At 60.6% G+C, this 26,702-nt stretch carries 20 protein-coding genes and 2 pseudogenes; 15 read left to right on the top strand and 7 right to left on the bottom strand.

Annotated elements, in window-relative coordinates; all coding sequences use genetic code 11:
* Positions 1 to 18 precede the first annotated feature (18 nt).
* On the top strand, positions 19 to 2,493 hold the full coding sequence (gene hrpB / locus ARC85_RS01405; protein ID WP_141066723.1) for an ATP-dependent helicase HrpB: 2,475 nt from the start codon (positions 19 to 21) through the stop codon (positions 2,491 to 2,493).
* Here hrpB and ARC85_RS01400 read toward each other — a convergent pair.
* Positions 2,447 to 3,325, bottom strand: coding sequence for an eIF2B alpha/beta/delta subunit family protein (locus tag ARC85_RS01400; protein ID WP_141066724.1), 879 nt, complete (start codon positions 3,323 to 3,325; stop codon positions 2,447 to 2,449). The genes hrpB and ARC85_RS01400 overlap by 47 nt on opposite strands.
* A 54-nt stretch (positions 3,326 to 3,379) precedes the next feature.
* A complete protein-coding gene (locus ARC85_RS01395; protein WP_011783655.1) occupies positions 3,380 to 3,745 on the bottom strand; it encodes a DUF6746 family protein in 366 nt (121 codons plus the stop codon).
* A 153-nt stretch (positions 3,746 to 3,898) separates the two neighbouring features.
* Between ARC85_RS01395 and ARC85_RS01390 the strand changes: the two genes are divergently transcribed.
* Positions 3,899 to 4,717 (top strand): ATP-grasp domain-containing protein, encoded by an 819-nt coding sequence (locus ARC85_RS01390; RefSeq protein WP_141066725.1) that lies wholly within the window; start codon positions 3,899 to 3,901, stop codon positions 4,715 to 4,717.
* A gap of 16 nt (positions 4,718 to 4,733) precedes the next feature.
* Here the strand turns inward: ARC85_RS01390 and ARC85_RS01385 are convergent, their stop codons facing one another.
* A complete protein-coding gene (locus ARC85_RS01385) occupies positions 4,734 to 4,946 on the bottom strand; it encodes a YjfB family protein (RefSeq protein WP_189383313.1) in 213 nt (70 codons plus the stop codon).
* Between the two features lie 274 nt (positions 4,947 to 5,220).
* Between ARC85_RS01385 and ARC85_RS01380 the strand changes: the two genes are divergently transcribed.
* Positions 5,221 to 6,396: a type III PLP-dependent enzyme gene (locus tag ARC85_RS01380; protein ID WP_278351387.1), complete on the top strand. Its 1,176-nt coding sequence runs from the start codon at positions 5,221 to 5,223 to the stop codon at positions 6,394 to 6,396.
* A gap of 30 nt (positions 6,397 to 6,426) precedes the next feature.
* On the opposite strand, the gene ARC85_RS01375 is transcribed toward ARC85_RS01380, so the two are convergent.
* Genes ARC85_RS01375 through ARC85_RS01360 form a run of 4 tightly spaced genes read right to left on the bottom strand, consistent with a single transcriptional unit; the run spans position 6,427 to position 10,926 of the window.
* Complete coding sequence (locus ARC85_RS01375; protein WP_286714182.1) at positions 6,427 to 7,629, bottom strand: MFS transporter; 1,203 nt, start codon at positions 7,627 to 7,629, stop codon at positions 6,427 to 6,429.
* Positions 7,630 to 7,640: 11 nt separating this feature from the next.
* Complete coding sequence (locus tag ARC85_RS01370) at positions 7,641 to 8,036, bottom strand: ectoine synthase (protein ID WP_022991806.1); 396 nt, start codon at positions 8,034 to 8,036, stop codon at positions 7,641 to 7,643.
* A gap of 50 nt (positions 8,037 to 8,086) precedes the next feature.
* A complete protein-coding gene (locus ARC85_RS01365; RefSeq protein WP_286714181.1) occupies positions 8,087 to 9,517 on the bottom strand; it encodes a GTPase/DUF3482 domain-containing protein in 1,431 nt (476 codons plus the stop codon).
* Positions 9,514 to 10,926: a DUF2868 domain-containing protein gene (locus ARC85_RS01360; RefSeq protein WP_286714180.1), complete on the bottom strand. Its 1,413-nt coding sequence runs from the start codon at positions 10,924 to 10,926 to the stop codon at positions 9,514 to 9,516. The genes ARC85_RS01365 and ARC85_RS01360 overlap by 4 nt, the downstream gene beginning before the upstream one ends.
* A gap of 87 nt (positions 10,927 to 11,013) precedes the next feature.
* Between ARC85_RS01360 and ARC85_RS01355 the strand changes: the two genes are divergently transcribed.
* The 12 genes and pseudogenes from ARC85_RS01355 to ARC85_RS01295 all read left to right on the top strand — a co-directional run bounded on the left by ARC85_RS01355 (position 11,014) and on the right by ARC85_RS01295 (position 26,647).
* Positions 11,014 to 11,376, top strand: a complete 363-nt coding sequence (locus ARC85_RS01355; protein WP_286714179.1) for a DUF6164 family protein — start codon at positions 11,014 to 11,016, stop codon at positions 11,374 to 11,376.
* A 67-nt stretch (positions 11,377 to 11,443) separates the two neighbouring features.
* Positions 11,444 to 13,731: pseudogene (locus tag ARC85_RS01350) on the top strand (3-hydroxybutyrate oligomer hydrolase family protein).
* A gap of 102 nt (positions 13,732 to 13,833) precedes the next feature.
* The gene (locus ARC85_RS01340) at positions 13,834 to 15,279 is read left to right on the top strand and encodes a sigma-54 interaction domain-containing protein (RefSeq protein ID WP_502688004.1); all 1,446 of its coding nucleotides are present in this window, start codon (positions 13,834 to 13,836) and stop codon (positions 15,277 to 15,279) included.
* A gap of 322 nt (positions 15,280 to 15,601) precedes the next feature.
* Positions 15,602 to 16,687 (top strand): TRAP transporter substrate-binding protein, encoded by a 1,086-nt coding sequence (locus tag ARC85_RS01335; RefSeq protein WP_014420063.1) that lies wholly within the window; start codon positions 15,602 to 15,604, stop codon positions 16,685 to 16,687.
* A gap of 78 nt (positions 16,688 to 16,765) precedes the next feature.
* Positions 16,766 to 17,383: a TRAP transporter small permease subunit gene (locus ARC85_RS01330; protein ID WP_014420064.1), complete on the top strand. Its 618-nt coding sequence runs from the start codon at positions 16,766 to 16,768 to the stop codon at positions 17,381 to 17,383.
* A 17-nt stretch (positions 17,384 to 17,400) separates the two neighbouring features.
* On the top strand, positions 17,401 to 18,771 hold the full coding sequence (locus ARC85_RS01325) for a TRAP transporter large permease (RefSeq protein WP_023011958.1): 1,371 nt from the start codon (positions 17,401 to 17,403) through the stop codon (positions 18,769 to 18,771).
* Positions 18,772 to 18,827: 56 nt separating this feature from the next.
* A complete protein-coding gene (locus ARC85_RS01320) occupies positions 18,828 to 19,607 on the top strand; it encodes a 3-hydroxybutyrate dehydrogenase (RefSeq protein WP_199452049.1) in 780 nt (259 codons plus the stop codon).
* Between the two features lie 16 nt (positions 19,608 to 19,623).
* Positions 19,624 to 21,612 (top strand): acetoacetate--CoA ligase, encoded by a 1,989-nt coding sequence (locus ARC85_RS01315; protein ID WP_286714177.1) that lies wholly within the window; start codon positions 19,624 to 19,626, stop codon positions 21,610 to 21,612.
* 174 nt (positions 21,613 to 21,786) lie between these two features.
* A complete protein-coding gene (locus tag ARC85_RS01310) occupies positions 21,787 to 23,346 on the top strand; it encodes an S-type pyocin domain-containing protein (protein ID WP_141066733.1) in 1,560 nt (519 codons plus the stop codon).
* Positions 23,346 to 23,603, top strand: coding sequence for a bacteriocin immunity protein (locus ARC85_RS01305; protein WP_106694168.1), 258 nt, complete (start codon positions 23,346 to 23,348; stop codon positions 23,601 to 23,603). The genes ARC85_RS01310 and ARC85_RS01305 overlap by 1 nt, the downstream gene beginning before the upstream one ends.
* Before the next feature lie 77 nt (positions 23,604 to 23,680).
* Positions 23,681 to 23,938: pseudogene (locus tag ARC85_RS01300) on the top strand (acetoacetate--CoA ligase); the annotation flags it as partial.
* A gap of 465 nt (positions 23,939 to 24,403) precedes the next feature.
* Entirely contained in the window at positions 24,404 to 26,647 is a 2,244-nt protein-coding gene (locus ARC85_RS01295) for an NADP-dependent isocitrate dehydrogenase (protein ID WP_011783670.1), read from the top strand.
* Positions 26,648 to 26,702 lie beyond the last annotated feature (55 nt).

Below are 26,702 nucleotides of genomic sequence, written 5' to 3'. Positions count from 1 at the left end.
CGGCAAGCACCCAGTACCATGCTCCCGATTGATGGCATCCTCCCAGAACTGACCCGCACACTGGCAAAGACCACCACCGCTTTGCTCCAGGCGCCGCCCGGCGCGGGTAAAACCACCCGGGTACCGTTGGCGCTGCTGGATGCGCCCTGGCGCGATGGCCGCAAAATCCTGATGCTCGAACCCCGCCGACTGGCGGCCCGGTCGGCAGCGCGGTATATGGCCCGGCAACTGGGAGAGGCGCCCGGGCAGACGGTGGGCTATCGCACCCGACTGGATACCAGGGTCTCCGGCACCACCCGGATCGAAGTAGTGACCGAGGGTATACTCACCCGCCTGATCCAGACCGACCCCATGCTGGAAGACTATGCCGCTGTTCTGTTTGACGAATTCCATGAACGTTCCCTGCAGGCCGATCTGGGGCTGGCACTGGTGCGTGAGAGCCAGCAGGCCCTGCGAGAAGACCTGCGCCTTCTGGTGATGTCCGCGACACTGGATACCGCGCCCATTGCCAAGATGCTGGGGGACGTGCCGGTGATTTCCAGTGAAGGCCGGGCGTTTCCGGTGGATGTCCTTTATCGGCCCCTGTCCCGCAGTGCCCGGATGGTGGATCACGTAACGGCGGTGGTGCTGGAGGTCCTGGGAGACCAGGCTGGCTCGGTGCTGGTGTTCCTGCCCGGGGCCGGTGAAATTCGCCGGGTGGCGCAACAGCTGGCGGGGCAACTACCGGAAAACGTGGTGTTGGCACCCTTGTATGGCAACCTCAAGTCTGAAGAACAGGATCGGGCCATTGCGCCGGCCCCGGACGGTTCTCGCAAGGTGGTGCTGGCGACCGCCATTGCTGAGACCAGCCTCACCATTGAAGGTGTTCGGGTAGTGGTTGATGCCGGCCAGCAGCGCCGGGCCGTGTTTGATCCCAACAGTGGCATGACCCGCCTGATCACCGGCCGGGTGTCCAAAGCCTCTGCCGAGCAGCGTAAAGGCCGGGCCGGACGGGTCGAACCGGGGGTGTGCTACCGGTTATGGAGCGAGTCGGAGCAGTTTGGGCTGGCTGAGTTCACGCCAGCGGAGATTCAGGAGGCGGACCTGGCGCCGCTGGTACTGGAGCTGGCCCAGTGGGGGGCTCGTTCACCGGATCAGGTGGCCTGGATTGATGCGCCGCCACAAGCCCACTGGCAGCAGGCGGTGGATTTATTGCAGTGGCTGGATTTGCTGGATGCTGACGGTGCTATTACCGATCACGGCAAGGCCGCCCGGGATCTGGGGATGCACCCTCGTCTGGCCCATATGGTTCTCCGGGGCAGGGCCCTGGGATTTGGCCAGCTGGCGGCGGAGCTGGCGGCATTGCTGGAAGAGCGTGATTTGCTGGGGCCAGGCTCCGGTGCGGATTTGCACGAACGGATCCGGGTGGTACGGGGACAACGGCCACCCCGTGGTCTGGATACGGCCCGGTTACAGGCGGTACGGCAGGCGGCGAAACGGTTGTGCCGGGAGCCGGGGTCACGGAGCGAACCCGTTGCTACCGAGGTGGGCCGGGTGTTAGCCCAGGCTTATCCGGACCGCATTGCTCGCCGCCGTTCGGGCGAGGCGCCGCGCTACCAGCTCAGTAATGGAAAGGGGGCGAGCCTGAGGGACGATGATCCGCTGGCCCGGGAGGACTGGCTGGTGGCTGCGGACCTGGACGGTAAGGCCCGTGAGGCGACGATTTATCTGGCGGCGCCAGTGGATCTGGGGGATCTGGAGCAGGACCTGGCTGCGCACATACAAGAACGGGAAGAAGCCCTCTGGGACGACAAACGGGGCACGGTGGTGGCGCGTCACATACGCATGCTTGGCGCCCTGATACTGGCGGAAAGGCCGTTGCAAGCGGTGGACCCCGAACTGATCCAGCAGGGTTTGCTGGATGCCGTCCGTCGCAAAGGACTGGATCGGCTGCCCTGGAACGAGGCCGCCCGCCAGTGGCAGGCCCGGGTGCAGTTACTGGCCACACAGTTCCCCGGTCACTGGCCGGATGTGACGGATTCTGCCCTGCTCGCCGGTGTGGAAAGCTGGTTGGCGCCGTTTATGGCCGGCATGCAGCGGTGGTCGGATCTGGCCCGGATTGATCTGACATCCGCTCTGAACAGCCTGCTCGCTTATCCACAGCAACAAGAACTGGATGAACTGGCTCCGAAAGCTCTGGCCATCCCCACCGGCCAGAAGGTGACGCTGGATTACACTGCCGACAATGGCCCGGTGCTGGCTGCCAAGCTGCAGGCCCTGTTTGGCTGGACTGAAACACCGACGGTGGCGGGCGGCCGGGTGCCCGTGGTAACCCACCTCCTGTCCCCGGCCCAGCGCCCGCTGGCGGTCACGGCAGATCTCGCCAGCTTCTGGCAGAACGCCTATCCACAGGTACGAAAAGAACTCCGGGGCCGCTACCCGAAACACCCCTGGCCGGAAGATCCACTCACTGCCCAGGCTCAGCAGGGAACGAAAAAACGCCCTGCTCGCTGATTCGTCCACTGATCAGCTGCACCGGAACAGGCTCAAAAAAAAGGTTGCGAACGGTAATGTGTTGGCCGGCCGGTGCACCGAGCTGGTTTGTCGCCATTTCTTCCAGTGTGACTTCATTATGTGAAGCCGTGCTGTCCTTGAAACTGTCTGCCAATACCCAGAATGGTTTTGCTTCGGCCCTGGCCAGCAAGGCAAGCGGATAACTGCCCGCCTTGTTGAGAAAGTGGCCATCGGCCAGCCAGGTGTCACAGCCGCACAGCACTAAGTCCGCCTTCGGAACGAACAGCCCCATCTGGGCATCGGTGATCACCGTCACTGGCACGCCCAGTTCATCCAGTTCACGGGCCAGGGTAAAGCCCTCGTTACCGGGACTACCCTGTGTACAGATTACCGAGAAGTTGCGGCCCTGCTTTACCAGTAAACGGAACACTGCCAGTACCTGGGAGCTACGGCTGTGAGTGAAAATTCTGGCCCGCTCCGGAATCCGTGTCGTGGCGATTTCCGCCACACGATGGTTGGCGGAGGCAATCTGCTCCAGAACCGAGTCCACCACGGGCAGCGCCTGTTCAGCCGCAGAAGCACCGTCCTGGCTGCCTATTAGGCTCTGACGCACCCGTTCCATGGCATTGGCCAGCGGCACCATGCTGGGACGGGCTCCGGCAAGATCGTTAAGCAGTTTTTTGAGAGTATCCGGGGATACTTCACCCGCGGCCAGCCATTGGCGCAACAGCGTCAGTGCTCTGGTTGCCAGCTGGGCGGCACCGGATTGGTTATCGGTACGTACGGTTTCGACAATCTTGCGGGCCGGGAAATCGGGTTCGGGGGTGCCCATGGCTGGCTCCGGTTAGTCAGCGAGTAATAACCGGAGCTTAGCAGCCCGTGGCCGTTACCGGATGATGGACCGGCTCTTTTCCAGATACACCGCGCCTTGCTCTTTCACGGTATCCGGGGCTGCGTGCTCGGAAGCCTTGTGCACTTTCTCCAGCCGCTCGGCAATGTCCTCCAGCTCATGGTCCAGTTTGCCCAGGGCATTTTCCAGAGTGTAGGTGAGCTGATGGACTTCACTCATGGCCTCTGGTGTCAGATCACCGGCCAACACCTGCTCAAGCCGGTTGTTGTACTCGGAGAAATTGGCCACCGCCTGTTCCAGGGTTTTCGAGGGTTCGCCTTTGTAGTGATCGTACTCATCATCGGCGAAGGCCGGAAGGGTGAACAGCAGGGTGGCAGCGGCCAGCATCAGGTGTTTTGTCATGGTCAGTTCCTCATTAGTGATAACTAATGCGAATTATTGTCAGTATCATTAACTGTGACCATGAGATCGGTCAATTTACGCATAAAATAACCCTTGCCAGGGTTCCAAAGCTGGATAAAATGCAGCCAATTTTCACTCTGTGCGGCTGTCACCATGCACCTTGTCTCATTCAACGTGTTCCGTACCCTTGGCTTTCCCGACACCACTGTACTGAAGCCCGAGCATTTCCTTCGCCACAAGCCGCTGTTGCAGGAGGCGGACTGGGTACTGTTCCCGGAATACTGGCAGATCAACGCCCTGGTGCATGGCTTGAAGTGCCGGGTGTTCCCCAGTATCGCCAGTTATCGCATTGGTCACGACAAAGTGGAAATGACCCGCGCCTTTCAGACCGTGGCGCCGGAACACACACCCTGGACCTTGATTGAAGCCAATGGTCCACAGGAACGTGACATGCTGTGGGACACCATGGCCCTGCCTTTCGTGGCCAAACTACCCAAGGCCAGCATGGGCGAAGGTGTGTGGTTGATCGAGTCCCGGGCCGACTGGCTGAAGTATTGTGATCGCACAGACGTGCTCTACGTGCAGGAGTACCTGCCGATCGATCGGGATGTGCGGGTAGTCGTGGTGGGTGATCAAGTGGTGACCGCCTACTGGCGTACCCAGTCGGAGCAGGGGTTCTACAACAACGTCGCCAGGGGTGGCCAGATTGTGGCTGGTGATGTGCCGACGGCGGCTACCGATCTGGCCCTGCGTCTGGCCCGGGAACTGGAAGTAGACCATGCCGGCTTTGATATCGCCCTGGTGGAAGGCTATCCCTATGTGCTGGAATTCAACCGCCTGTTCGGCAATCAGGGCCTGGGTCAGGGCAGTGATCTGAAAGACGCCATCCTGGATTATCTGCAGCGCCAGAGTCGGCCCCAGGACCCGGATGGTCCCACCGAACCAACGCCGCTGTGGCCAATTGCGGTCTGAGGCAGAGACAAACCGGTCAGGCCCGAACGTCGATCATGCTGCCCACATTATCTGAGGGGTTGGCGCCGGCTGTCGCGACAGATGTTTCTGTCAGGCCTTCAAGCAACTGAAGTGCACCTTGTTGGGCTATGTCCATGGACTTTTTCAGAACGGCCAGTTCCGCCTGTTCCTGAACCCGTTGTTGCTTGAGCTGGGTATAACTGGATGCAATTCCGGCAATGTCAGACACGCCAACCCCTCCAGGGTTGATTAATTTGCAAACAGGCTAGCATGATCCCCTGAACGTGTCGGTAGCTGTTAACCGACAGTAACAAGTTTTCCTGTCGCTGACCCCTGAATCAGAGGCACGCGTGGCGCACCGTTGACCGGTGCGTTTATGGGTATAACTGCGCATTTGCGGTGATCGGGAAAAGGCCCGATGATCGCGCCATTCACGGGTAACACAGCCAGTCTGTGCTACCCTTTTTTTATGCCCGTTTACCCTGTGGAGGGACACACCACCCATGATCCAGACGCCTAACGCTGATATCTCCGACTACTACAGTGCCGAGACTTTCAAGCGGATCAAGGACTTTGCCGACGGCAAGGAAACCCCGTTTGTGGTGATCGACACCCAGACCATTGACCGTCAGTACGAAGAGCTGGTGGAAGGGTTTCCTTACGCCAAGGTCTATTATGCGGTGAAAGCCAACCCGGCCCCGCAGATTCTGACCATGCTGCGGGACAAAGGTGCGAATTTTGATATCGCTTCGGTGTATGAACTGGACAAGGTGATGGCCCTGGGTGTGACCGGCGACCGCATCAGTTACGGCAACACCATCAAGAAGGCGAAAGACATTCGCACCTTCTACGAGAAAGGTGTGCGCCTGTACGCCACCGATTCCGAGGCGGACCTGCGCAACATTGCCAAGGCAGCACCGGGCTCAAAGGTGTATGTGCGGATCCTGACCGAGGGCACCCTGACCGCCGACTGGCCGTTGTCCCGCAAGTTTGGCTGTCAGACCGATATGGCCATGGATCTGCTGATCCTGGCCCGTGATCTTGGCCTGGTGCCTTACGGTGTCTCGTTTCACGTCGGTTCCCAGCAGCGCGAAATCGGCGCCTGGGACGCTGCCCTGAACAAGGTGAAGGTGATTTTCGAGCGCCTGAAGGAAGAAGACGGCATCGAGCTGAAGATGATCAATATGGGCGGTGGTTTTCCGGCCAACTACATTACCCGGACCAATGAGCTGGGCGTGTACGCGGAGGAGATTGCCCGTTTCCTGCACGAAGACTTTGGTGACGACCTGCCCGAGATCATCATCGAGCCGGGCCGGTCGCTGATTTCCAATGCCGGTGTGTTGGTGAGTGAGGTGGTGCTGATTTCGCGGAAATCCCGCACTGCCCTGCATCGCTGGGTGTTCACCGATGTCGGCAAGTTTTCCGGGCTGATCGAGACCCTGGATGAGTCCATCAAGTTTCCGATCTGGACCGAGAAGAGCGGTGAAGGCGAGGATTGTGTGATTGCCGGGCCGACCTGCGACAGTGCCGATATCATGTACGAGCACCACAAATACCCGCTGCCGCTGAATCTGGCGATCGGAGACCGGATGTACTGGCTGTCGACCGGGGCCTATACCACCACCTACAGTGCCATTGAATTCAACGGGTTTCCTCCGTTGAAGGACTACTATATCTGACCGTGAGTTAGTGCAGTATTTCAGGAAGGATCAGCTTTCGGGCTGATCCTTTTTTCGTTTCAGGTCCAGGGTAAACGCCAGAGGTAACACCAGCAGGCTATAGGCCACTATGGTCATCACGGCATGACGGGTGTCGCCGGTCCAGTCGGCGAGCAGGCCGCCGAGCATGGGTACCGAGAAGGCCATGGTATAGCCCACCAGGAAGGTGCCGGCAGACAGCCGACCAGTTTCGGCGGAGTTCACCAGCAAAGGCGGCAGCGCCACCAACAGGATCAGCAGAATGCCGGCCACGAAGCTCATCAGCGTGGCGCTGGCAATGAACCACCAGCCTTCGAGTACCAGCGTGCCGGCGGTGCCGGCAATGCTCAGAACCGCCATGACAACAATGAAGGTACGGCGGCCGACCCAGGCCCGTGCCATTTTCAGCATCACCAGGGACGCAAAGACCTGGGCGATGTTGTACCAGAACAGAGCCTCGGGCAGCATGCCGATACGCCCCTGTTGCTCCAGCAGGTTACCCATGTAGGCGTTGAGGCCGAAGAACATGGAGCCGGAGAGCCCCAGCAGCAGGCCCAGGCGCAAGGTGAGCGGGTTTTTCCAGTCGGGCAGCCAGGCGGCTTTGCGTGCGGGCCGGGCCAGGTCCCGTTTGGGCAGAAACAGGGCGGCGGCCACCAGCAGGGCAGGCAGCGACCAGGCCAGCATGGTCTCGCGCCAGCTGTTGTCCAGCAGTGGCATGAGAACCGGCAGGGTAATACCGGCACCGATGAATTCGCCCATGAGCATGCCGTTCATGTATATGGCGGAGCCCAGGGCAATGTGGTGGGGTTCCAGCCAGCGCGGCAGCAGGGCTGGCAGGGCCGGTTGCATCATCGCCACACCCAGGCCCATGACGGCGCTGGCTATCATCAGGGTGGCGGTGTCCGGTACCAGGCCACGGCCGGCCGAGCCGATGACCATGATCACCATGGCCAGTGCCAGGGTGTTCCTTGGGCCGATGCGGGAAATGGCCAGCGAACCGGGCATGGCGCCAATGGCCAGCATCAGGATGGGCAGTGTGGTCAGGGCGCCGGTCAATGCCTGGGTCAGGGCCAGCTCACCGCCGATGAAGGGTGCCAGCGGCGGCGCCACCAGCACGGGTATGCGCAGGTAAACACCGGCCAGCCAAAGCAACACCGCCACCGGCAGCAATCTGGCTGGCGGTGGCGGTGTGGTCGCGGCGGTTTGAAATGCCACGGCGGAGCGAATCAGTCTTCGCTGGTATCCGGCAGGTAAGCACCGTCTTCGTCGTGCACTTCACGGCCGGTTACGGGCGGGTTGAAGGCGCAGATCAGGCGCATGTCTTCGGTGCCGCCGTACAGGGTGTGACGGTCGTGCTTGTCGAGGGCGTACAGAGTGCCATCGGTGATTTCGTGCACTTCGCCGGTGGCGAGATCCTTGATGCGCCCGTTACCCGCGACGCAGTAAACCGCTTCCAGGTGGTGCTTGTACCAGAAGGTGTGCTCGGAACCGGCTTTGATGATGGTTTCGTGGAAGGAAAAGCCCATGCCGTCCTTTTTCAGCAGCAGGCGGCGGCTGGTCCACTGCTTGTCGCTGACTTCACGCTCGGTACCGATAATGTCTTGCACTCGTACGATTTTCATTCGCATTCCTCATTTTGTGATGGAATAGCCATACAGTATAAACATGCGCCTCAGGCTCGATTCAACCGCCAGTCGTCGTAAGCCGCCATGGCGTGCTCGATGGCGGCGGCAAATTGTTCCCTGTGCTGATGGGTCAGAGGCCGCTGTTTCCGGCACCGGTCAAAGGCTTTCTGGATCTCCCGCCGGCTGGCTTTGTCGAGCTGGTCCAGCCAGTGGTGGTCGGCCGGTTCCAGTTCCAGCAGATCCCGTCCGGCGTGGTTCCGGTGGCTGATGTGCCACCAGTGATCCACCGCCCGCCCTAACACAACATAGCCGAACTGGCTGTCCTGTACAGGCCCGAAGCTGGCGGTTTTCAGCCCGTCCTTCATGGGCCCGATGCTCAGTGCCGGCAAAACCAGGCGATCGCCATAGAAGTAACTGCCGGCAGCGCCAATCAGCCCACCGAGCAGGGCGCCAGTGCCCAGCGATGAGCCAAACGTTACGGCATCAATGCCGGCACCACTCACCGCTCCGGCGCCAAAGCCCGCGGTGGCCAGATAGCGCTTGCTGACCGCCCAGTGCTTGCGGGTGTCCTCGGAAAACAGATCGTGCTGGCTGTGCCATTGGAGTTCGGCTTCCTGGCGGCGGATGCGCTGATGCTGGTACAGGTGCTCGATGTCGATCCTGAGGGTCTGTTCCCGCTGGCGTTGGTGCCGGTACCAGCGATCCCGCAGGGTCTCGGCGAGGCTGGCATCGCTGGTTTCGGCGATCTGGTTGAGCGTTAGTGTGCGTCGTTCCTGGTAGGACATCAGGTCTTCCAGGGCTCTGGCAACCAGGCCCGCCGCCTGGCGCCGGCGCTGGCGGCGCTGTTCGGACAGGAACCGGGTGGCCCGTTCCAGCGGTGCTTCCCAGTCCGGTTCCAGCTGGCCGAAAGCCCGTAACAGGCTCAGATGTTGCTCAAACGGGGCGCGAACAGCGTCGAACTTGCGGACAACCTGGAAGAACTGGCCCAGTGCGGCCTGCCAGGTGTCGCTGTAATCGTCCTCACCGATACTGTTGATCAGCGCCAGGCTCGGACGCCCGGTCCAGCGCAGAATGGTCATTTCCGCCTCGTGCTCGGCACTGTAGGGCACCGAGCCATCCACCACGTAGATGATCCCGGCGCCTTCCACGATCGGTGCCAGCAACTCACATTCATCGACAAACCGGTCGTCGCCCCGGTGCTGGAGCACAAAAGCCCGCACGGTTTCCGGGTGATCCGAGGCGGAAATGCTGTGGGCTTCCAGCCACTGCAACACTCGCCGTGGGCGCTGGAAGCCCGGGGTGTCCACCAGGGTGTAGAGTTTCTGGCCGTCAACGGTCAGTGGATAGTCCTGCCTGGCCCGGGTGGTACCCGGTTCGAGGGCTATGGCTATAGCGTCGTTCTGGGACAGGGTGGCGACGACACTGGATTTGCCCTTGTTCGGGTGGCCGACCACGGCGAATGCCGGAGCGTTGGTCATGGCTGCGCGCTCCCGGCCAGATAGGGGTTGGGCTCGCCGGTAGACGGCAAGGCGACCGAGGCAAAGCCCGGAGCCAGGCGTTCGGTAAACCGAAGCCAGGGTTGAACCAGGTGGCTCTGCGGCGGCTGGTTAGGATTACTGGCCAGCGGCAGCAAGGTTACCCGGCTGTTTGATGGCCAGCGCTCGCGGGCGTTTTCCAGAAAATCGTGCAGCTCGCCGGTGGGCGGCTCCCAGCTGCGTGTGACGACAATGACCACTGGATGTTTCTGGTTGGCCAGGTGGTCGCCCACTTGTGCCAGTACCTCGTCGTCCTGGGCCAGAGTGGCCCGGCCTCCGGCCCGGAAAATTCGGGAATCCGGTGCCTGCAGGCGTTGGGGCAACTCCGGTTCGCCGGCACCGGCCCAGCAGATCATCAGCGGGGTGTCCGGCAGTTGCTCTGGCTGGGCCCGGGTGCGGGTGTCTGGCAGGTCGGCGGCATCGTTGTGGCTGCTGCCGGTATCCAGGGTGGCGGTTTCCATCCGGTATAGCAGGGCCTGCATGCCGGGGTGGCCGGCCAGCAGGTGAGTGGCGCGGCGGCGCAGCAGAGCCTGACTGAGAATCAGCAGGAGCACACGCGGGATCACCGTCCAGGTCAGCCATAACATGACCACGAAAGGCCACCACAGGCCCCAGCGCGAAGGCTCAACTCCGGTTGTGACGGGAGCGGCGCGAAAGAATCGGGTTGCCTCCACCAGCTCCAGGGACGGCACCGCGGAGGGCCACAGCCAGGACCAGGGCGCCGCCAGGGTGCTGACCAGATGGTGGTAGCCGGAAGCGGCGGTATCCAGAGTGGTGCTCCAGCCAAAGGCCAGATCCTGGACCACCACCATGATCAGCAGAGTGGCCAGGCCGGCAAGACCAAAGGCAACGCCGCCGGCGTGGGCCGCCCGCGCCATCAGTAGTGGCTGGAGCCGGGCCCGGGTCGGGCTGGCATGGTTCCGGTGCAGCCGTTTCAGCAACCAGCGCCAGGGTTGCCAGCCGATCATGGCCTGAACCGTGGTGGCCAGGGCCAGCAGTAGCTGGAGCAGCACAAACGCCAGAATCACGGTGATGTTGATGCGCTGGCCGCCGTCATAGAACAGCAGGCCCAGCATGGTCACTATGCCCATCAGGCAGCCGGCGCATGCGAAGCCGCTGGTTACCCGGCGCCAGAGTTTCAGTTCCCGACGGCCAGCCGTCACGGTGCCGCCGGGGCCGGACAGTCGATTCATGTGTGCCAGCCAGCGCGAAGGGCTGGGCGTTATTCCCTGCTGCTCGCAGTCCAGAGCAAAGCGCCGGTCCCGGCGGTGGAGGAAGGCGGGGGGCTGATCCCTGTCCCGCTGGATGCGGTCGTCAAAATCCAGCAGCAGACGAAGGGGGTTCGGGCTCATGCAGTGTCCTGATGCAAGTTCGGTCGTGGGTGCTTTGCTGTTAGCATATAGGCAATTACGATCCTGATACCAGCCAATGGACGCGCCATGCCCCATCACCTGATGAATCTGCGCCATGTGCCCGACGACGAAGCCGACGAGATCCGGGCGTTGTTTGAGGAACATGGGGTTCGCTACTACGAGACCCCGCCCAGCCGCTGGGGCATCAGCATGGGCGGCTTCTGGGTTCACGATGCGGAGGAAGCGGCCCGGGCCAAGGCGTTGTTGGACGAGTACCAGCGCCAGCGTTTTCAGAGCCAGCGCCAGGCCTACGAACAGGGTCTGGCTCGCGGCGAAATCGGCGGTATCGGCTCCATGTTCCGACGCTATCCGGTCCGGACCCTGGCTGCCTGTCTGGCCATCGCTGCAATTGCGGCAATCAGCTTGTTGCCCTTTGTCCGAATAGGGTAGTTTCGCTGCCCGGTGTCTGGTTTATCAGACAGTGTTCGGTCTGCCGGACAGTCTACGGCCAGCGGCGATGCTGCGCGCGTGCCATGCCATTGCACGCGCAACCGCTGTCCGGAATTCCGGATTAGCCCCCTCTCAAGTGCCAGTAGTTTTTCATTTTTCTAAATATATTCATGGTCTTGTCCGGTTGGCACAGGATACGCATGGGCAGTGGCGCCCATGGGGCCGACTCAACAACAACAAACAAGGACCGACCATGAAACGAATGATGCTCTGCACCTTGATAGGTGCTGCCACGGTAACACTCACTGCCTGCAAGAAGGATGAGGTGTTCAACTCCTTGCCTGACTTCTTGGTGAGTGATGTCCAGCAGTTCGATTACGATGGCAATACCGATGATCTTCTTACCGCAGGCCTGGGGCCGGAGGTTCTGGCCAGTGCCACACCACCGGCGTTTGTCGATGCCCTGAATCCGACACCGGCGGAGTTGCGCCGGCTGGCCATCTACAACAATTACCGGGCACTGGTGGATACTGCACCCGGCGGAGGCTATGGCAGTCTGTTTGGCCCGGCCGTGGGTAACGCCAGTGGCCGAATTCCTGGCCAGGAATTCATTGCGCTGATGCAGGTGCCGGGCGCCACTGTGCCGGTGACAGTAATGGCCCAGGTGCCCGACAGCTTTGATCCGGATTTTCCGTGCATGGTAACCGCGCCGTCCTCGGGTTCCCGGGGGATCTACGGCGCCATTGGCACCGCCGGGGAGTGGGGCCTGAAAAAGGGCTGCGCAGTGGTTTATACCGATAAAGGCACCGGTACCGGTGCCCATAACCTCGCCACCGATACCGCCCAGTCGGTGAATGGAACGCTCACCACGGAGCCCGAAGAAGCCTTGTTCCGGGCGGATCTGGATGCCCAGAGCCGGGATGATTTCAACAGCCAGTGGCCGGACCGCTTCGCCTGGAAACACGCCCATTCCAAACAGAACCCGGAGGCAGACTGGGGCCAGCATGTGTTGCAATCCATTGAGTTCGGCTTCTATGTGCTGAACACACTCCATGGCCGGGAACTGGGCAACGGCGAAACCCTCCGGACCATCACCCCGAGGAACACCCTGGTGATTGCCTCCAGCGTTTCCAACGGTGGCGGTGCCTCGGTGCGAGCAGCGGAACAAGACGAGAAAGGCCTGATTGATGGTGTGGCGGTGTCTGAGCCCAATGTGAATCCGGCTGTGGACCGGAGTTTCAGCATTCGCCAGGGCAATGGCCCTGCACTGACGGAACACAGCCGCAGCCTGCTGGATTACACCACCGCGCTGGCGGTGTACCAGGGTTGTGCCAACCAGGCCCCCGGCATCCGCGATCTTGCCCCCCTGAACGGCGTGTTCAATCCGCCGGCGACTGGCCAGAACATCTGCCACTCCCTGTTCAACAAGGGGCTGGTGTCGGGCGCTACCCAGGATGACTGGGCGCTCGATGCGCAACGGATCCTGAACGAGGACTTCGGCGTGCAGCCGGAGCAGAACCTGCTGGCGCCGGTGCATTTTGGCCTGGCGGTCGCCCAGAGCATTGCCATGACCTACGCCAATGCCTACGGCCGCGCGGGTGTTGAAGACAGAGTGTGTGGCCTGAGCCTGGCGGCGACCGGCAGTGCCGGTGCGGTGGTGCCACTGGCGCCTGCGGCCGAGGCGGCGCTGTTTGCAGCGAGTAACGGCATTCCGCCCTCGGCCGGCGTGAACCTGGTCTACGACGACGCCGAGGGCCAGCCCACGAACCTTGCCGTTAGCGCTTCGCCCAGTTCCAGCCAGGTGGATTACGGGCTGGATGCCCTGTTGTGCCTGAGAAGTCTTGCCGAAGGCAGGGATGTGGTGACCGGCGAGCCCCTCGAGGGCGATCGGGCCGAATTGCATGAGGCCATTAGCCGTGGCATTTCAGCGGTGCGGGCCAGCGGAGATCTGCAGCGCAAGCCAACGGTGTTTGTCACCGGGCGGGCCGATGCCATCCTGCCCATCAACCACACCTCCCGGCCCTATGTCGGCCTGAACCAGGTAGTAGAAGGCCGGCACAGCACCTGCGCTATTACGAAATCCTCAACGCCCATCACCTGGACGTGCTCAACGGCTTTCCAGGCATTGGTGACCGCTATGTGCCGCTGCATCACTACTACTTCCAGGCGCTGGATCTGGTGTGGGCCCATCTCACCGACAAGCAGCCGCTGCCGCCCAGTCAGGTGGTGCGCACGGTGCCCCGGGGCAGCCTGACCACGCCCCTGACCCTGGCGAACCTGCCGCCCATTCAATCCGAGCCGGCGGAAGTGGACCGGATTGTCTTCACAGGTAACCAGTTGCAGATCCCGGACTGATTACCGACGGTTGAATGCCACCTTTGGAGGTTTGCCCCCGAACCGGGGGCTTCCTATACTCCCGTGACGGCGTCCGGAAATCCGGACGCCCAAGGATTGCCCATGAAACCATCCCCACCCGTGAGCACGCGGACTATGAGCGAGTTGTTTACCAACAAGAACAAGAGCGGCCTGACCCGTGACCTGATCGAAGCCCTGTTCCCGATGTTTGAGGAAGCCAGTGCCGGTGCCATTGCGGTTGACCGGGATGCCAATATCACCTGGATCAACAGCAGCTATTCCCAGCTGCTGGGTCTGGTGGACCCCTCCCACGCCATTGGCAAATCGGTACGAAAGGTGATTCCGCAGACCCGCATGCCCGAGGTGGTGGAAACCGGGAAGCCCCTGCTGCTGGACATCATGGAACACAACAAGCAGCAACTGGTGGTCACACGCCTGCCGTATTACGACGATCAGGGCGGCATTGTCGGTGCCGTGGCTTTCGTGCTTTACGACGATCTGCAACCGCTGACGCCGCTGGTGTCCAAATACCGGCGCCTGCACCGGGATCTGGCGGCGGCCCGTAAGGCCCTGGCGAAGAAAAGCCGGGGCACCCGCTACAGTCTGGGTGATTTTGTCGGTGGCAGTCCGGCGGCCCTCGAAGTGAAACGCCGGGCGCGACTGGCGGCAGGCCGTGACATGCCGGTGCTGCTGCTGGGGGAAACCGGCACTGGCAAAGAGGTGCTGGCCCAGGCTATCCATGCGGTGTCGCCCCGGGTGGACAAGCCGTTTGTTGGTGTGAACGTGGCGGCGGTGCCGGAAAACCTGCTGGAGGCGGAATTCTTTGGTGTCGCCCCGGGCGCTTACACCGGCGCCGACCGGCGTACCCGGGAGGGCAAGTTCCAACTGGCCAACGGGGGCACGCTGTTTCTGGATGAGGTGGGGGATATGCCGCTGCCTTTGCAGGCCAAGCTGTTGCGGGCATTGCAGGAGGGCGAGATCGAGGCCCTGGGTTCGAACAAGGTGACGACGGTGGATGTGCGGGTGATTGCGGCCACCAGTCGCAACCTGGAGGCCATGATTGCAGAAGGCAGCTTTCGTTCAGATCTCTATTACCGGCTGAATGTGCTGGAGATCAATATCCCACCCCTGCGGGACCGATTGGCCGATCTGGGTGTGCTGTGCGAAGCCCTGCTGGGTGAAATCTGCGAGGGCCAGGACATGCGTGGCGAGATTACCGATGCCGGCGTCGCGGCGCTGGGCAGTTACGACTGGCCGGGCAACATCCGGGAATTGCGCAACGTGCTGGAGCGGGCCCTGACCATGAGTGAGGATGGCGATTTACTGGATGCGGACGCCATCTTTAAAGTGCTGCCCCGTGCTGGCCAGCGTCTGGTCTCGCCGGTGCCCGCTCGCTCTGTGCGCCCGCTGGCCCGCATTGTGGCTGAGGCTGAAGCCCAGGCCATTGAAGAGGCCCTGGTGACCTGCCGTGGCAACCGGACCAAGGCTGCCCGGCTGTTGGGGATTTCCCGTTCCGTGCTCTACGAGAAGTTGGCCAGATTGTCCTGATTTCCGAACGGCTGTCCCGTTATCCGTACAATCACCTACGACCATGGTCGATGAGTGTCCGGATTGCCGGACAGCTGCCTTGGCTCCAGAACTGCCGCAAATATCTATCCGCATGAAATAAAAAGCATTATCGGCTGTGGCACGGTGTCTGCTATAGCCTGTTTGCAGGACGTCAGAACAACGTAAGAAAACAAAGCTGGCGCAAACTCGTTGGACCCGACCCAAAGTCAGCTATGGTTTCCTGCGTTGTCTGATCAATTTCAGACGTAGCCCGCCGGCAAGAACCGGTGGCTGTACGACAACAACAAAAAGGATCCATTTCATGTCGATCAAGCATAAGCTTTCAAAACTGACCTATGGCATTACCGCCGCCGCGGTTATCACCGGTGGTCTGGCCAGTGCGGACGCCGTGGCCGCAGAGAAGGTTCGCTGGCAGGTTCCTCTGGCGTTTCCATCCCATCTGGTGGGTCTGACCACACCGGTCAAGCACCTTACCGAGAATCTCAAGAATATCTCCGGTGGCGATATCCAGCTGCGTTATTACGAGCCGGGCGAACTGGTGCCGCCGTTCGAAATCATGGACGCCGTTGGCAGTGGCAAATACCCCGCCGGTTACACCTGGGTCGGCTATGACCAGGGCACCATTGCTTCGTTGCCGCTGTATTCCGGCGCACCCTTCAACATGGAGCCACCGGCCTATCTGGCCTGGTACTACGAGGGCGATGGCCGCGAGCTGCTGGAAGAAATCTACGCGGAACGCAACATCCACCCGATGCTGTGCTCCATCATCGGCCCGGAAGGCGCTGGCTGGTTCGCGCAGCCCATCGAGGGCATGGACGACTTTGACGGCCTGAAGATCCGCTTTGCCGGCATTGGCGGCAAGGTTCTGGAGAAGCTGGGCGCATCGGTAACCATGGTGCCAGGTGGCGAGATCTACCAAGCCCTGGAGCGCAAGACCATTGATGCCACCGAGTTCTCCCAGCCGGCCATCGACAAGATGCTGGGCCTGGATCAGATCATCAAGAACTACATCATGCCTGGCTGGCACCAGACCCTGACCACCTCGCACCTGCTGGTCAACAAGGACACCTGGGACAAGCTGGAGCCACAAACCCGTGCCCTCATCGAAATGGGCTGTGAGTCGGCCACGCTCAAGGGTTTCGCCGAGAGCGAGTGGGCCCAGCCAACCGCCCTGCGTGACTATGAGAAAGAAGGCGTAACCGCCCAGACCCTGCCGGAGCCTGTCCTGCGGGAGCTGCAGAAGGTCACCAACGAGGTGCTGGATGAAATCGCCGCCAAGGACGAAATGTTCAAGCGCGTTCTCACCAGCCAGCGTGAGTTCATGGAACACCACTCCATCTGGCACTCCAAGGGCTACCTGCCCCGGGATTTCTACCAGTACGACTGATCAGCGGATGATGATCATGGCAGGCGGCGTTGATGCCGCCTGCATTCCCTCTCTGCATCCGGACTATTCGAGGTTGTTGTGACTGATACCAATGTCTCCGGGGGTGAGCAGTCCCCGGCACCGGGCGAGGATTTTCTGCCCACCAACGCCCTGGCCTGGCGCCTGGATCGCCTGGTGGTGGCGGTCGGCCGTTTTGCTTCCTGGCTGTGGATCGGCGTACTGGTGGTGGTGCTTATCAACGTGTTTTCACGGTACGTGCTGTCCCAGGGCTCCATTGCACTGGAAGAGCTGTCCTGGCACCTGTTTGGCACCGCCACCATGCTGACCCTGGGCTACGCCGTAGTGCGTGACGACCACGTGCGGGTCGACGTGCTGAAAGAAAAGTTCCCGCCCCGGGCCCAGGCCGTCATTGAATTGCTGGGCATTGCCCTGCTTGCGCTGCCGGTGATCTACCTGATGGTGGAAGTGCTGGTGCCCTACGCCTGGAAAGCCTGGACCTACAGCGAGCGTTCCCAGGCCCCGAGTGGTCTGCCGTACCGGTTCATTTTCAAAAGCATGCTGCCGCTGGGACTGATCTTCGTGATGATCGCGCTGTTCTCCCGGTTCCTGCGTTGCGCCACGTTCCTGTTCGGGTTCCCCCGGGCCGTAACGCCCCCTGAAGACGATCGCCGGTCTACCGGCCATCCCAATCCCTGAATCACGAGGCAGACGTCATGGGTGTAGAAGCGATTCTTGTTATCGCCATGTTCGCCAGCTTCATGGTGCTCCTGCTGCTGGGGTTCCCGGTAGCCTGGTCACTGGCGGGTATTGGACTTGTGTTCGCCATTGTCGGACACGTGATGGTGGAGTATTTCGACTCCCCGCTCTGGTTTACCTGGCAAGGCACCATGGGGGTGCTGGATGCCAGAATATACGGCATTGTCGCCAATGAATTGATGGTGGCGCTGCCGATGTTCATTTTCATGGGCATCATGCTGGACCGTTCCGGCATTGCCGAGAAACTGATGCACAGCCTGGTGCGGGTGCTTGGCCCGCTGCGTGGCGGTTATGCCATCACCGTGGTGATTGTCGGCGTGCTGCTGGCCGCCTCCACCGGTATTGTCGGGGCCTCCGTGGTCTTGCTGGGCATGTTGTCCCTGGGGCCGATGATGCAGGCCAACTACAACAAATCCCTGGCCGTGGGCACAGCCTGTTCCGTGGGCACCCTGGGTATCCTGGTGCCGCCCAGCATCATGCTGGTGCTGATGGCGGACCGCCTGGGCACGTCAGATGCATCGGTCGGCAAGCTGTTCATGGGGGCGCTGATTCCGGGCATCATGCTCGGGGCCATGTACATCCTGTACATTCTGATAGCATCGTTCCTGAAAAAAGACCTGGCGCCTGCGCCGAAGGACCGGGAGCCGCTGGATGCCCGGGCCTGGCTGGATGTGCTGAAAGCGGTGCTGCCGCCGATGGCCCTGATCATTGCCGTACTGGGCTCGATTTTCTTCGGCATTGCCACTACCACAGAAGCCTCGGCCGTGGGTGCCGGTGGCGCCATGTTGATGGCCTTTGTCAGCAAGCGCCTGGACATGGCCACACTGAAAGAATCCCTGTACCAGACCAGCCGCACCTCGGCCTTCATCTTCGGCATCTTTATCGGTGCCACGGTGTTTGCCTCGGTGCTGCGTGGCCTGGGTGGTGACGAGGTGATTGAAAGCGCCATTACCGGGCTGCCTTTCGGTACCACCGGGGTCCTGCTGACGGTGCTGTTCATCACCTTCCTGCTCGGTTTCTTCCTGGACTGGGTGGAAATCACCCTGATCATCCTGCCGCTGGTGGCGCCGGTGCTGTTCAAGATGGGCGTGGAGCCGGTGTGGTTTGCCATCATGTTCGCCATCTGTCTGCAGACCTCGTTCCTGACGCCACCGGTGGGTTTCTCACTGTTCTATATCAAGGGCGTGTGCCCGCCGGGCATCACCACACGGCATATCTATCTGGGCGTGCTTCCGTTTATTGCCCTGCAGTTGCTGGCGCTGGCCCTGGTGTTCTGGTTCGAGCCGCTGGCCACCTGGCTGCCCAACGAGGTATACGGAGGGGGCTGACCGGCCCTCTCTCCGGATTCCAATAACAATTCCAATCCTGAAAGGAGACTGTGACCATGCGTCTTCACAATCAAGTTGCCCTGATTACCGGCGCTGGCCGGGGCATTGGCCGCGCCATTGCTGAACATTACGCCCGTGAAGGGGCTCGGGTGGCGGTGGCAGACCTGACCCTCGAAAGTGCCGCCGACACCGTGGCTGCCATTGAACAGGCCGGCGGCACGGCCCTGGCCCTGGCCATGGATGTCACCGACGAACAGGCGGTCGACCAGGGCGTGGCCAGCATTGTTGAACAATGGGGCAGGCTTGATGTTGCCCTGGCCAACGCCGGTATCCAGCACATCGACCCGGTGCACAAGCTGGCCTACGCCGACTGGAGCAAGGTGATGAACGTGCACCTGGACGGTGCCTTCCTGGTGACCCGGGCGGCCCTGCGCCAGATGTACGCCCAAGGTGGGGGTACTATGCTCTATATGGGCTCGGTACACTCGGTGGAAGCGTCGCCCCTGAAAGCGCCCTACGTCGCCGCCAAGCACGGCATGCTGGGCCTGTGCCGGGCGGTGGCGAAAGAAGGTGCCGAGCATGGGGTACGCAGCAACATTATCTGCCCCGGCTTTGTACGCACACCGCTGGTGGACAAGCAGATACCGGAGCAGGCCAAAGAGCTGGGCATTTCCGAAGAAGAAGTGATCAGCAAGGTCATGCTCAAGAACACCGTGGACGGGAAGTTCACCACCCTGGAAGACGTATCAGAACTGGCGGTGCATCTGGCAGCCTTCCCGTCCGCTGCCCTGACCGGCCAGTCGATCGTGGTCAGCCACGGCTGGCATATGCAGTAATTTTCTGGAGAGACGGATGAGCAACACAGAACAATCACCGGTTGTCTGGACCCCGGACCAGGACACCCTCACCCGTTCCCGCATGGGCCAGTTCAAGGCCTGGCTGGAGCAACAGGGCTTTGGCCCCTTTGATGATTACCACGCCCTGCACCAGTGGTCGATCACCGAACTGGACACCTTCTGGCAGAAGGTCTGGGACTACTGCGGCCTGGTCTGCGAGACACCGGCCCAACAGGTGCTTGGCAACCGGGAAATGCCGGGTGCGGAATGGTTCCCGGGCATGAAACTGAATTTTGCCGCCAACCTGCTGCGGCTGGCGGACGGCGACCATGCTGATAGAGAAGCGGTGGTGGCCTACTGCGAAACCCGCCCGGCACTGCGCAAGACCTACGCCGAACTGAAAGCCGACGCCGGTGCTCTGGAAGCCTTCCTGCGCAGCAAGGGCATTACCAAGGGCGACCGGGTGGCGGGTGTGGTCACCAATGGCTATGAAGCCCTGGTGGGTATGCTGGCGGCCACCAGCCTGGGCGCGATCTGGAGCTCCGCATCACCGGACTTCGGCATCGGCGCCATCAACGACCGTTTCGGCCAGATCGAGCCCTCAGCCCTGGTTGTGGTCAACGGCTACGGTTATGGCGGCAAAGTGTTCGCGCGCCAGGCCGACTTCGCCGAGCTGATCGCTGGCCTGCCCTCCCTGAAGGTGGTGGTCAGCATTGCCCAACTGCCCGATGAAGCACCGATCCCCGGCGAACTGGTTACCACCTGGGATGATGCCCTGAAGGTCGGTGAAGGTCAGGCGCCCTCGTTCACCCCGGTTGATCCGGACCATCCGGTGTACATCCTCTATTCTTCCGGCACCACCGGCAAACCCAAGTGCATCGTGCACGGTACTGCCGGCTTGCTGGTTAACCACGCCAAGGAACTGATGCTCCATGGTGATGTTGGCCCGGAAGACCGCTTCCTGTACTTCACCACCTGCGGCTGGATGATGTGGAACTGGCAGGCCTCTGCCCTGATGACCGGCGCCGCCGTGATCACCGTGGATGGCTCCCCGGGTTACCCGAACCTGAACTTCCTGTGGGAAACCGTGGCCAAAGAACGGGTCACCCACTACGGCACCAGCGCCCGCTTCATCGCCGGCTGCCGCAAAGCTGAACTGCAACCGGCGAAAACCCTGGACCAGAGCCACCTGCGCGTGGTGTTCTCCACCGGCTCCCCGCTGTTGCCCGAAGACTACGACTGGATCTATACCGACGGTGCTCCCAACGTATTGCTGGGCTCCATCGCCGGTGGCACCGACATCTGCGGCTGCTTTGTGGGATCAACACCACTGTTACCGGTACGAAGAGGCGAAATCCAGTGCCGCTTCCTGGGCGTGGACGCGGTCGCCTACGGCGACGACGGCCAGCCGGTCAGCGAAGGCCGGGGCGAACTGGTCTGCCGCCAACCGTTGCCCTCGATGCCCGTCAGCTTCTGGCAGGACCCGGACGGTGAACGCTACCGCGATGCCTACTTCAACACCTTCCCCGGCGTCTGGGCCCACGGCGACTTCATCGAATTCACCGAACACGGCGGCGCCATCATCTACGGCCGCTCCGACGCCACCCTCAACCCCGGCGGCGTCAGAATCGGCACCGCTGAAATCTACCGCCAGGTGGAAACCGTTGACGCGGTCAAAGACAGCCTGGTTGTCGGACGCCAGATCGACGGCGACGTGGAAGTGGTCCTGTTCGTAGTCCCGGCCGACGGCCAGACTGTAACCGACGACCTAATCAAAACCCTGAAAACCCGAATCCGCGAAGGCGCCAGCCCCCGGCACGTACCCAAACACATCGTGGAAGTGCCCGACATTCCCTACACCCGCAGTGGCAAAAAGGTGGAACTCGCGGTGGCCCGGCTGGTCAATGGCTCAAGTAAAGCGGACAACCGGGATGCCCTTGGCAATCCGGAAGCCTTGGACCGGATACGTGAGCGGTTGGTGGAGACTGGTTTGCTCGCAAGGTGATTTGATCTGCCAGGGATGGCCATGAATGCAATGCTTCTGGTTAGCGAGGGCCGGCTTACGACTTAGTACCACGAGAGTTCCGGATGTAGGCTTGGACTCGCTCGGTGATTCAGGTACATTTGCCAACACTACAGGCATGGATTGTGCCGATTAATACTTTGTGGAAACACGGACGTGACCAAAATAGCAGACCCGCACTCGCTTGCGCTTCACGAAGCGTTGATGATCGAGGGTGGCTGGGACCAGTACTCCGATAAGGAACTGGCCAGCTATCTCCCGAGTTCCAGTTATACCCCTGCCCGTATACGAGACCAGCTTGCCAGTGGCGAGCTGGTGTTGCTGAAAGAAATCCCGGCGGTTCCCGTCTTCAGGCTGATTTCCGGGAGTATTGTTCCCGCGGAAAGTGCCTCTGGAGCCATTGCCGAAAGTGCGCTCACCGCCTTAACAACACGGTTCGAAAACAAGCAGCCGTTTCGTTCAGGCGCCGCTGGGCAAGCCCACGCCGATAGCTTGTCGCCACCGACGAAACTCGACTATACGCCGGAAGCTCCGGTGATTGAGCCGGCCAACGCGCCTTTACCTCCGCCCGTGGTGATCTCAGAAAACTTCGGGCTCCCGCCCCTGGGTCCCAAGGTGTTTGCCAAGTCCTGCACCCGCCCCTCCGGGGATACCGACAGTAATGAGGGCGAGGAAAAGGCCAGCAACTTCGGCACATTAGCGATGCTCGCCCCCGCCACGGTCACCAGCCCTGGTGCAAACGGTTTGCGGCCGCTGGGCCTGATCTCCGGCTCGGCAATGAGACTGGCAAAAGGCTGGGCCATGGCCGCCCGCGTCGGTGCCAGTGTACTGAGTACTGCTGCCAGTTCAGTGCTTTTGGCTCTCTGGCCATCCAAGCTCGGAGACGGCACCCTTTACACGGAGGAAGAACTCCGAGAAATGACCGAGGCGGCCATTCGGGTACGCTTTCATCTGCACGTGGATGCCACCGGGAACCTCCGGGTGGCTGGCTATCACGTTAACGACAGCACCGGATACAAAGACCGGGTTCCGGTTGCTCACGCAGAGCTCAAGGGCGAGAATTTTGAAGTGGTGGTTGATGACGACTTCACCCTTGTATGGTACCCGGATGACAGCGGCCACCGCCCGGTAGTGAGCATCGAATACCCGGCGGATTCCGGTATTGATCCCTACAGCATTCTGGTGACACCCATCCAGGATGATGGCCAGGAACATTCGCCACCCGGCTACCAGCAGCCCTTTGAGGATCAGGTTGAGCTGATCGTGAGCTTTCCGGCGGACAGCGGGATTGAGCCGTTGTATTTGGTTTTCCGGAAGACTGCTCGCGATGAACGAGGGGTGGTCACTGGAAGTGGAGAAGAAATTACCGGAATCTGGTTAGAGAGTGCTTCAAGAGATCTTGGAGCGCCGATACCTGCACAGATCGCAGATCGGCTCAGGGGGCGTGAATTTGCGAATTTTGACCGGTTCCGTGAGGCCTTTTGGCTTGAGGTGGCAAAGGATACGGAACTCATGGGGCAGTTCAGTTCTCGAAATCAAAAAACCATCAGGGCCGGCAGAGCTCCTTTTACAAGGCTTAATGATCAAGCCGGAAAAAGGAACCGGTTTGAAATTCACCATGTAGAAGAAATAGGAAACGGGGGCGCCGTATACGACGTTGAAAATTTGAGAGTGGTAACCCCCTTCAGGCATATTCAGGTCCACCGGAGGACATAATGAAACTGCAAAAAAAACGATTGAGTGACTATACCGAAGAAGAGTTCATTGCTGCTCTAAACTGGTTTTGGAATGAGGATATTACTGAAGATGAGGAAAGTCAGTTTGTTGACCAATTCAATGAGCTGGTTGAGCACCCTGCAAAAAGCGATTTGATTTTCTATCCAGAGACTGACCGCGAGGATTCTCCCCAAGGCATCGTTAATGAGATCAAGAGGTGGTACCACGAAAAGGGAAGAGTCTGTTTTCGTGAGTAGGGATCAAAGTATCAGAGCCTGTCAATAAATCTGGGTAACATTCCAACTAGGTATGGCCCCCCGTCATCAACGTCGCCGGCCAGACTGTCACCGACGACCTGATCAAAACCCTGAAAACCCGAATCCGCGAAGGCGCCAGCCCCCGGCACGTACCCAAACACATTGTCGAGGTGCCGGACATTCCCTACACCCGTAGTGGCAAAAAAGTGGAACTCGCGGTGGCCCGGCTGATCAACGGCTCCAGGAAAGCCGACAACCGGGATGCACTGGGCAACCCGGAAGCGCTGGACCGGATTCGGGAACGTTTGGCGCAAGCAGGGTTGTTGCCCGACTGATTCTGGATAAAGGGGAATGTGAAGTGTGCCGATATGGGCTGTTTTGTCGACAAAACAGCCCATATTTGCGAACTCTGCGACGATGAAATTGGACTACCCGTACATCGTTTGGGCGTGGCAGGGGGAGAGCTTTCCAAAACCTTGCGGAGCCATGGATGGCGGAGCAGAGCGTACAGGGAGGTATTCACAGCGTGTTTTGGAAAGCTCTCCCCCTGTCACGCTTACCCCATACCTGATAAATGTTAGAAAGTTTCGTAAATTCCCGCCATTTCATCGTCCTGTCACGGAAGATCAGGCATTTTAAGTCCGTTCTTATACTAAGATCGTAACCAAAATTTTGTAAAAAATGCTATCTTAGTAGGTCTATCAAAAGTTCCGAATCAGTCACTGGCCCGACCGGACGTTCACAAGACGCCCGACCGCGCCATGACCGTCCTGAACCCACCCAATAGCCTGAGGACGAAAATGACATCATCCAAAGCCAAGATTGTCTACACGTTGACCGACGAGGCCCCCGCCCTCGCGACCCGGTCACTGCTTCCCATCCTGGAAACCTTCGCCAAGCCGGCTGGCATCGACTTCGAAACCAGCGACATCTCTCTCGCGGCGCGTATTCTGGCAGGCTTCCCGGACTACCTTGAGGAAGACCAGCGGGTTCCGGATGCCCTGGCTGAATTGGGTGAGTACACCAAGGATCCGGACGCCAACATCATCAAACTGCCGAACATCTCCGCGTCCATTCCGCAGCTGCGTGCCGCGATCAAAGAACTGAACGAGCAAGGCTACAAGGTGCCCGAGTACAAGGAGCACCCGGAGACCGACGAAGAGAAAGAAATTCACGCCCGCTACAGCAAGGTGCTGGGCAGTGCCGTTAATCCGGTGCTGCGTGAAGGTAACTCCGATCGTCGCGCGCCGGCCGCGGTCAAGGCTTTCGCGCGTAAGTACCCGCACACCATGGGCGAATGGAGTCCGGCCTCGCGTACCCACGTGGCGCACATGCGCGGTGGCGACTTTTACTCCAGCGAGCAGTCCGTGACCCTGGACAAGGCCACCAACGCCCGCATCGTGTTCGAGAACAAAAAGGGCGAACAGACCGTTCTGAAATCCGACCTGCCGCTGCAGGAAGGCGAAGTGCTCGACGGCATGTTCATGAGCAAGAAGGCGCTGGTGAAGTTCTTTGAGGACGCCATCGCCGACTGTGAGAACACCGGCGTGATGTTCTCCCTGCACGTGAAAGCCACCATGATGAAAATCTCCCACCCGATCGTGTTCGGTCACGCGGTGAAGGTTTTCTACAAGGAGCTGTTCGACAAGTACGGTGAGCTGTTCCAGGAAATCGGCGTTAACCCGAACAACGGCCTGTCGTCCGTGATCGAGAAGATCAAGCAACTGCCGGAATCCAAGCAGGAGCAGATTCAGGAAGACCTGCACGCGTGCTACGAGCACCGTCCGGAAATCGCCATGGTCGATTCTGTTAAAGGAATCACCAACCTGCACGTGCCGAGCGACGTCATTGTCGACGCCTCCATGCCGGCGATGATCCGTAACTCCGGCAAGATGTGGGCCCGTGATGGCAAGCTGAAGGACACCAAGGCGGTGATGCCGGAGTCCACCTACGCCACCATCTACCAGGAAGTGATCAACTTCTGTAAGACCCACGGCGCGTTTGACCCCACCACCATGGGTACCGTTCCGAACGTGGGCCTGATGGCACAGAAAGCCGAAGAGTACGGCTCTCACGACAAGACCTTCGAAATGAAGGAAGACGGTGTCGTGCGCGTTGTGGCCGAAGACGGCACTGTCCTGACCGAGCACAAGGTTGAGGAAGGCGATATCTGGCGTGCCTGCCAGACCAAGGATCTGCCGATCCGCGACTGGGTCAAGCTGGCGGTTAACCGTTCCCGCTCCAGCGGCATGCCGGCCGTATTCTGGCTGGACGATGAGCGTGCCCACGATGCCCAGCTGATCAAGAAGGTCAAAACCTACCTGGCTGAACTGGACACCGAAGGTCTGGACATTCGCATCATGTCTCCGGTTCGCGCCATTCGCTGGACCATGGAGCGTCTGATTCGCGGCCTGGACACCATCTCTGTCACCGGCAACGTGCTGCGTGACTACCTGACCGACCTGTTCCCGATCCTGGAGCTGGGCACCAGCGCCAAGATGCTGTCCATCGTGCCGCTGCTGAACGGCGGTGGTCTGTATGAGACCGGTGCCGGCGGTTCCGCACCCAAGCACGTACAGCAGCTGATTCAGGAAAACCACCTGCGCTGGGATTCCCTGGGTGAGTTCCTGGCCACCGCGGTGTCCCTGGACGAGCTGGGCGAGAAGCAGAACAACGAGCGTGCCCGCCTGCTGGGCCAGACTATGGACAAGGCCACCGAGCGACTGCTGGAAAACAACCAGTCTCCGTCGCGGGTAACCGGCGAGCTGGATAACCGTGGTTCACACTTCCACCTGGCCCGCTACTGGGCGGAAGAGCTCTCCAAACAGGATGAAGACAAGGAACTGAAAGAATTCTTCACCAAGCTGTCTGCCCAGTTGGAGGAGAACAAGGACAAGATCCTGGAAGAAATGACCGTGGTGCAGGGCCATCCGGCCGATATCGGTGGTTACTACCACCCGCCCATGGAGAAGGTGTGCGAGGTTATGCAGCCGAGCGCCACTTTCAACAAGATCCTGGCCGAGGCACGGGATTCCGTGAAGTAAGGCCAGTGTTTCAGCCGGGCCACGGGCCCGGCATGAATCCCCGAAACCCGGTGCG

It is taken from the genome of Marinobacter sp. tcs-11, from assembly GCF_002049515.1.
Taxonomy (GTDB): domain Bacteria; phylum Pseudomonadota; class Gammaproteobacteria; order Pseudomonadales; family Oleiphilaceae; genus Marinobacter; species Marinobacter nauticus.
This window is presented reverse-complemented; position numbering and strand designations above follow the sequence as displayed.